We start from the raw sequence: 7,198 nt of genomic DNA on the forward strand, positions 1-7,198 counted from the left end.
GGCGCTCGATGCTGCGGGGCGGTTCGGCGCCGAGCGCGGGCGCGATTTCGTCAGCGACTGGCTGGGCGTGGCGGCGGACGAGGCGATGCATTTCAGCCTGCTGGCCCGGCGCCTGCGCGCCCTGGGTAGCCATTACGGCGCGATGCCGGCGCACGACGGGCTGTGGGATGCCGCGCGCGAAACCGCGCACGATGTTGCCGCCCGCCTCGCCGTGGTGCCCATGGTGCTGGAGGCGCGCGGTCTCGATGTCACGCCGCAAACCATTGCGCGGTTCGTGGCGGCAGATGACCACACCACCGCGCGCATCCTGCAGCGAATCGTTGACGACGAAGTGCGCCACGTTCGCTTCGGCACAAGCCATTTCGCCAAACTGTGCGAAGAGCGTGGTAAACCGGCACCGCAACTTTGGAAAACCCTGGTCGCGCAGCACTTCCGTGGCAGCGTTAAGCCACCGTTCAACGACTCGGCGCGTCGTTCAGCCGGTCTGTCGTGCGAAATGATGGCGGCTCTTGCGTGATGGGGGCAGCCGCCGCTACCCCTCCGGCACGAGATCGGCGGGGGGTATCCACCAATCTCTGAACAAAGCTTGGCCAGCGATGTGGTTCCTGCCGCAGTCTGACAAAGTCGCGTTCGCTGGGGGTCAGCACGGAACGGATGCCGCTGGCGCAGGGCCCGATTGGCCCAACGTCGGTGTGTGTCTGCCGAAAAGAGGTTGTACGGGTCGCAATGAAAAAAGCTTTTTCTACCGGTCTGGCTGCCATTGGCACCATGCTCGCCTTGGGCCTCGCCACGCCGGTTCTCGCCAACAGCGCCGCTTCTGCCGATATCACCGCCCCGCTGCGTAATGCCGAAGCCGCCAAGGCCGGGATGACCGCGCCGGCCGGCGATGAAGAATTCTCCAAGCTTTTCGCCAGCTGGGAAGCACTCGATGGCGGCAAGGGTAGCTCGGCCCAGGCGCCGCTGGTACGCACCGCTTCGGTTTCCATCCCCACTCTGATGCCGATCACCAGCAGCCGCCCGATGAGCAGCGGCTTTGGTCTGCGCAATCACCCCATCTACGGCGGCCTGCGTGCGCACAAGGGCGTCGATCTGCCCGCGCCGACCGGCACGCCGATCCGCGCCAGCGCCGATGGCGTGGTGGGCAAGGCCGAACGCTTCGGCGGCTACGGCCTCTATGTTCAGCTTGAGCACGGCGGCAATCTCGAAACCCGCTATGGCCACATGTCGCGCATCGCCGTTGCCGAAGGGCAGCATGTGCACAAGGGTGACGTGATCGGCTATGTCGGTTCCACCGGCCATTCGACTGGCCCGCACCTGCACTATGAAGTGCGCGTGGCTGGTAACGCGGTCAATCCGCTGCCCTACATGCAGCGCGATGCCAACCTGGCCCAGCTGGCCAGCGCCGCTGATTCCTCGCAGATCCGCGCTTTCAACGCCACCGACGCCGAGGGTGAAGGCGACGAATAAGGCGCCAGTTTCTGGAATAACGCATCGGAGAGGATGCGGAAAAAGGCGGCCCGCAACGGCCGCCTTTTTCTATCGGCGCCGGCGGGCAGATCGCGGCTGGGGCCTGCAAAAAGGGCCGCGCAGCATGGCTATGCTGCGCGGCCCTTTTTGCTTAAGCCTGTCGTGTGGCGGTCAGCCCACCAGCTTCTTGATCACGGCGCGCACATCGTCGGCCAGATCGGGGCGTTCCAGGGCCAGGGCGATCGTCGCCTCGACAAACCCGGCCTTGCTGCCGCAGTCGAAGCGGCGCCCGGCAAAGGTCACCGCGTGGAACGGTTGCGTGCCGATCATGCGGGCCATCGCATCGGTCAGCTGGATTTCGCCGCCAGCGCCCTTTTCCTGGTTTTCCAGCGTGCGCATCACTTCGGGTTGCAGGATATAGCGGCCCGAGATGATGAGGTTCGACGGGGCTTCTTCACGCTTTGGCTTTTCAACCAGGCCGGTCACTTCGGTCAGCGAGTCAGACTTGCGCGCGCCCGGCGCAATCACGCCATAGCTCGATACTTCCTCTTCCGGCACTTCCAGCACCGAAATCAGGTTGCCGCCCACTTCGTTGTAGGCTTCGACCATCTGCTTCATGCAGCCGGGTGCGCCCACCATCAGTTCGTCGGGCAGGAAGATGGCAAAGGGTTCATCGCCCACCACTTCGCGGGCGCACCACACGGCGTGGCCCAGGCCCATCGCCACCTGCTGGCGCACGGTGACCAGATTGCCCGGCTTGATGCGGGTATCGTCCAGCACCGACAGGTCCTTGCCCCGGCTGGTCATGGTGGTTTCCAGCTCGAATGCGGTGTCGAAATGCTCGACAATTGCGGTCTTGCTGCGCCCGGTCACGAAGATCAGCTCTTCGATGCCCGCTTCGCGCGCTTCGTCCACGGCATACTGGATCAGCGGGCGATCGACGATCGGCAGCATCTCCTTGGGAATGGCCTTGGTGGCGGGCAGGAAGCGGGTGCCGAGACCGGCAACGGGAAAGACGGCCTTGCGGATCGGCTTGTGGCGGCTTGCGGTGGTTTCGCTCATGTCGGTGTTTGTCCCATTGTCCGGTTACACGATAGTTAAGCAGCCTCCTTTTGTGATGACAAGTTCTCCGCAGGCCGGAACGTGCAAAAAATGCTGCAATGCAATATTGGCGCCGTGCCGTCTCTTTGCTGCCCTCCAGCCAGCCCGCAACCTTGCCCCTTGCCCTGTCCGGCAAACCGGCTAAACCGCCGCGATGGACAAGATCATCATTCGCGGCGGCAAGCGTCTTTCTGGCACGGTTCCTGTTTCCGGGGCGAAGAATGCGGCGCTCACGCTGCTGCCCTGCGCGCTGCTCACCGATGAAGCGGTAACGCTGCGCAATCTGCCCCGCCTGGCGGATATCGACGGCTTCCAGCACCTGATGAACCAGTTCGGTGCGTCTACCGCAATTGCTGGCGGCCGGCCCGAGGATTTCGGCCGGGTGATGACGCTGCAGGCCACCCGCCTCACGTCGACCGTCGCGCCCTATGACCTGGTGCGCAAGATGCGCGCCTCGATCCTGGTGCTGGGGCCGCTGCTGGCCCGCGCTGGCGAAGCCACCGTGTCACTGCCTGGTGGTTGCGCCATCGGCAACCGGCCGATCGATCTGCATCTCAAGGCGCTCGAGGCGTTTGGTGCCCATATCGAACTGGCCGCGGGCTATGTCCGCGCGATCGCGCCCGATGGCGGGCTGCCGGGCGGGCGCTACAGCTTCCCGGTGGTGTCAGTCGGCGCCACGGAAAACGCGCTGATGGCGGCGGTTCTGGCCAAGGGTAAATCGACGCTGCACAATGCTGCGCGCGAACCTGAAATCGTTGACCTGTGCAACCTGCTGGTCGCCATGGGCGCCGAGATCGAGGGCATCGGCACGTCAGACCTGACGATCCACGGCGTCGCGCGCCTGCACGGCGCCACCTACATGGTCATGCCCGATCGTATCGAGGCCGGCTCCTATGCCTGTGCGGCGGCGATCACCGGCGGCGAAGTGACGCTGCAGGGCGCGCGGATCGAGGACATGGAAACCACCGTCCAGGCGCTGCGCGATGCAGGCGTTTCGGTGGAGCCGGTGCGCGGCGGCCTGCACATCGCCGCTGATGGTGATCTGCGGCCCGTGACCATTTCCACCGCGCCCTATCCCGGCTTTGCCACCGACATGCAGGCCCAGCTGATGGCCATGCTCTGCCTCGCCAAGGGCTCCAGCATGCTGACCGAAACCATCTTCGAAAACCGCTACATGCACGTGCCCGAGTTGAACCGCATGGGTGCGCGTATCGAAACCTCGGGCCGCACGGCCGTGGTCCATGGCGTGGACAAGCTGTCGGGCGCCGAAGTCATGGCCACCGACCTGCGCGCATCGATGAGCCTGGTGATCGCCGGGCTCGCCGCCGAGGGCGAAACCCAGGTGCACCGCCTCTACCACCTTGATCGCGGGTACGAGCGGCTTGAGGAAAAGCTCGCCCTGCTCGGCGCCGATGTGGAGCGCGTTGGCAGCGACTGAGCGCGCACCTGATCCAGCTCAGTAATAAAGGGGCCGCGCGGATCTGCCGCGCGGCCCCTTTTTTGTGTCCCTATCGTGGGGTTCAGGCGGCTTCGGCGGACTCGCCCTTGGCTGGGCGCTCGCTCGGCTCGCGGCGCTTGCGGCCCAGGATCAGGCCGCCCAGGCCCAGGGCGAGCAGGGCCAGCATGCCCGGTTCGGGCACATCGGTGCCACCCGTGCTGCTGCTGCTCGACGTGGACGACGAGGGAACCTGCGGATCGCTCGGCACGACATAGCCACCGCTATAGGTGCCGATGTGCATTTCCCCATCCTGGGTCAGGCTGCCGAACACCGCCGAACCCTGGATATAGTTGTAGGTGTGGGCGGCGGCCTTGGGCGCCAGCACCGATCCGCCCCAGGCGGTGGTCAGCGTCAGGTCCGTGGCATCGGCAAAGTTCCAGATCACGTGCTGGCCCAGGTTTGCCGTGCCGCCCAGGAAGTTGTCGTTCAGGTTGATCGTGCTGCCCGAAACGTTGACGATCACCGTATCGGCGCCATTGGTGTTGAACTGGATTTCGCCGATAGAATTGAGATCGGCCGCGGTGATCGAGAACACCGCCACGCCGCTGGCATTGGGCTGGGCATTGAACGTGCCGCGGTTGCCGCTGATCGCCAGGGTGCTGTTCGCGGTCTGCTGCGACAACTGATACGACAGCCCGGTCATGCTGGTCGACATCAGGCTGCCGTCCTGCTGCAGATTGCTGACAAATGCCGGATTGGTCGTGCCCAGGTTGGATTGCACGATGTTGGAATTGACGTTGGTGTTGTCGATCGATCCGCCCACCTGCACCGTCTGCGTGCCGCCATTGAGGTTGAACCCGCTCGACACGCTGCCGCCCACGATTGCGCCCGAACCGTTGTTGAGGTTCTTGATCCCGCCGTTCACGTCACCCACCACGACCAGGCCCGGCCCGGTATAGCTCGATGCCGGCAGCGTGGAGATCAGGTAGTTCGATGAATTGCCGGTGAGGTTGCCACCAACGAACGTGCGCCCTTCCACTTCGGATGAGGACGTCAGGTTGCCCAGCACGATCAGGTTGTAGACCTTGAGCGCGTCGATCCCCACCGGGGTGGACGCGGCCATGGCATTGCAAGGCAGGGCCAGCGCGGCCAGAGTGGCAAGGGCAGCGGTCATCCGGGGGCGGGCGGGCATGACGAATCGATTTCCTGTGGAATGCGCGCCGGCATAGACGCGCGCGTTCCTCCTGCCCGCTTTGCGCCGTAACGCAACCGCGATTTGCCCATCGTGCCCTTGTGGCACAATGATTTGACAATCGTTAACGATCGAACGGGCTTGGAGGCGCCCGGGCGGAGCGATCGCCCGCCTTCAGCGCGGATCCACGGTTAACCCGATGCGCGTGCGCTCAGGATATCGACCTGGGCACGGATCGGGCCGATGTCATACCCGCCCGCTGCTGCCTTGGCAGCGATCTCGAACGGGTTGGCGCCATTGGCGGCCTGGGCCAGCGCCCACAGCAGCGTCGATCGCGTGCCCGACCGGCAATAGGCCAGCACCGGCGCATCGCCCGCCTGGCGCAGTGCCTGCTGAAAGGCGTCTACCTGGGGCATCGAAAAGCCGGCATGGGTTACCGGAATGGCGACGTAGGCAATGCCGGCATCCTGCGCCGCGGCGGCGATTTCCGCGCCCGGCGTCTGGTCGTCGGATTCGCCCTCGGGCCGGTTGTTGATGATCAGTGTCACGCCCAGTTCCTTGGCCAGGGCCACGTCTTCCACGGTAATCTGCGGGCTGGCCAGGAACTGGCCGTCGATCTGGCGAAACTGGGACATGACAAACCCTTGTTGACGGGAGTGAATTGGCGAGAGTGAAGGAGCAGATGTCGCGGATCAGGCCTTGGCGAGCGCTACGCTGCGCTTGCGCCGGCCGGCGATGTTGAGCAGTTCTACAAAGACCGAAAAGCCCATCGCGGCATAGATATAGCCCTTGGGAATGTGCACGCCAAAGCCATCGGCCAGCAGCACGAGCCCGATCATCACCAGGAACGCCAGGGCCAGCATGACGAGCGAGGGATTGCGCTCGATGAAGCGGGCCAGCGGATCGGCGGCCAGCATCATCAGCGATACGGTGGTAACCACGGCGGCGATCATGATCGCGATCTGATCGGTCATGCCCACGGCGGTGAGGATCGAATCGATCGAAAATACCAGATCGAGCGCGATGATCTGCGCAATCGTCGCCCCGAAATTCGCCACCACGGCTTGCCCGGCGCCTTTGGCTTCATGGCCCTTGTGGTCGAGCATTTCGCCACTGGGTTCGGGATCGAGCGTGTGGTGGATTTCCTTGGTTGCCTTCCACAGCAGGAACAGCCCGCCCGCTACCAGAATCAGGTCGCGGCCCGAAAATGCCGTTTCGAACGTGGGCTCGCCATGGGCGCCGGGTGCGCCGCGCAGGCCCAGGTCGAACAGTGGGGTCTGCAAGGTCACGATCCAGCCGATCAGCGACAGCAGCGCCAGCCGCAGAACCAGCGCCAGCGCCAGGCCGATGCGCCGCGCCCGCGCCTGCTGGTGGGCGGGCAACTTGTTCGAGAGAATCGCGATGAACACCAGGTTGTCGATGCCCAAGACGATTTCGAGCAGCACCAGGGTGAGAAACGCAACCCAGGCTTGCGGGTCGGAAAGAAGAGCGACAAGGTCCATGGCGCGCTTGTGCCGTATCGTTCAGCCCCCGGCAAGGCGTCAGGGGGCAGCAAAGCGCGGCACTTTTGTCACGAATTGTGGCTGCGAACGATATTTTGCGGTGGAATCACCTGCGCCCGTCGATTCCGTTCGCGCATCGGCTTTTTCTTCGTTATAGTCCTTGGCGCAATGGAGAGGGCCGGCCCTAAAGCCCGGCACGTTGTCCTTGTCGCGCCCCTGGTCTCCGCGTCCGGCCAGTGGCGCCAGGAAATTTGGGGCGGATTGTAAGGTTTATTGGGTTTTATGGGTTTTGACAGAGGGCGGCGTGGTCGCGGACGCGACAAGCGCGACGGTTTCGGCGACGACGGTTTCGATCCCTACGGCGGCGGTGGCGGTTTTGGCGGTGGCTACGATCGCGGCGGCTTCGGCGGCGGTGACCGTGGTGGCTTTGGCGGCGGCAATCGCGGCGGCGGCTTCGGCGGCGGCGACCGTGGTGGCTTCGGCGGCGGTGATCGCGGC

At 64.7% G+C, this 7,198-nt stretch carries 8 protein-coding genes; 3 read left to right on the forward strand and 5 right to left on the reverse strand.

Annotated features, from left to right (window positions below):
* On the forward strand, positions 1 to 517 hold a 517-nt coding region (locus tag H926_RS0109815; RefSeq protein WP_022676141.1), incomplete at its 5' end, for a ferritin-like domain-containing protein.
* Positions 518 to 726: 209 nt separating this feature from the next.
* Positions 727 to 1,467, forward strand: a complete 741-nt coding sequence (locus H926_RS26665) for a M23 family metallopeptidase (protein WP_022676142.1) — start codon at positions 727 to 729, stop codon at positions 1,465 to 1,467.
* A 171-nt stretch (positions 1,468 to 1,638) separates the two neighbouring features.
* Here the strand turns inward: H926_RS26665 and galU are convergent, their stop codons facing one another.
* Complete coding sequence (galU, locus tag H926_RS0109825; protein ID WP_022676143.1) at positions 1,639 to 2,529, reverse strand: UTP--glucose-1-phosphate uridylyltransferase GalU; 891 nt, start codon at positions 2,527 to 2,529, stop codon at positions 1,639 to 1,641.
* Positions 2,530 to 2,722: 193 nt separating this feature from the next.
* On the opposite strand from galU, the gene murA reads away from it, so the two are divergent.
* The gene (gene murA, locus H926_RS0109830) at positions 2,723 to 4,006 is read left to right on the forward strand and encodes a UDP-N-acetylglucosamine 1-carboxyvinyltransferase (RefSeq protein WP_022676144.1); all 1,284 of its coding nucleotides are present in this window, start codon (positions 2,723 to 2,725) and stop codon (positions 4,004 to 4,006) included.
* Between the two features lie 82 nt (positions 4,007 to 4,088).
* Here murA and H926_RS26670 read toward each other — a convergent pair whose 3' ends face one another.
* The 4 genes from H926_RS26670 to H926_RS33195 all read right to left on the reverse strand — a co-directional run.
* Positions 4,089 to 5,198 (reverse strand): choice-of-anchor A family protein, encoded by a 1,110-nt coding sequence (locus H926_RS26670; RefSeq protein ID WP_082209096.1) that lies wholly within the window; start codon positions 5,196 to 5,198, stop codon positions 4,089 to 4,091.
* 191 nt (positions 5,199 to 5,389) lie between these two features.
* Positions 5,390 to 5,833 (reverse strand): TIGR01244 family sulfur transferase, encoded by a 444-nt coding sequence (locus H926_RS0109840; RefSeq protein ID WP_022676146.1) that lies wholly within the window; start codon positions 5,831 to 5,833, stop codon positions 5,390 to 5,392.
* Between the two features lie 57 nt (positions 5,834 to 5,890).
* Positions 5,891 to 6,700: a TerC family protein gene (locus H926_RS0109845; RefSeq protein WP_022676147.1), complete on the reverse strand. Its 810-nt coding sequence runs from the start codon at positions 6,698 to 6,700 to the stop codon at positions 5,891 to 5,893.
* Between the two features lie 270 nt (positions 6,701 to 6,970).
* Positions 6,971 to 7,198 (reverse strand): hypothetical protein (locus H926_RS33195; protein WP_022676148.1); only part of this gene is annotated, 228 nt, incomplete at its 5' end.

Origin of the sequence: Novosphingobium sp. B-7 (assembly GCF_000410615.1) — a bacterium.
In the GTDB taxonomy this organism is placed as follows: Bacteria; Pseudomonadota; Alphaproteobacteria; order Sphingomonadales; family Sphingomonadaceae; genus Novosphingobium; species Novosphingobium capsulatum.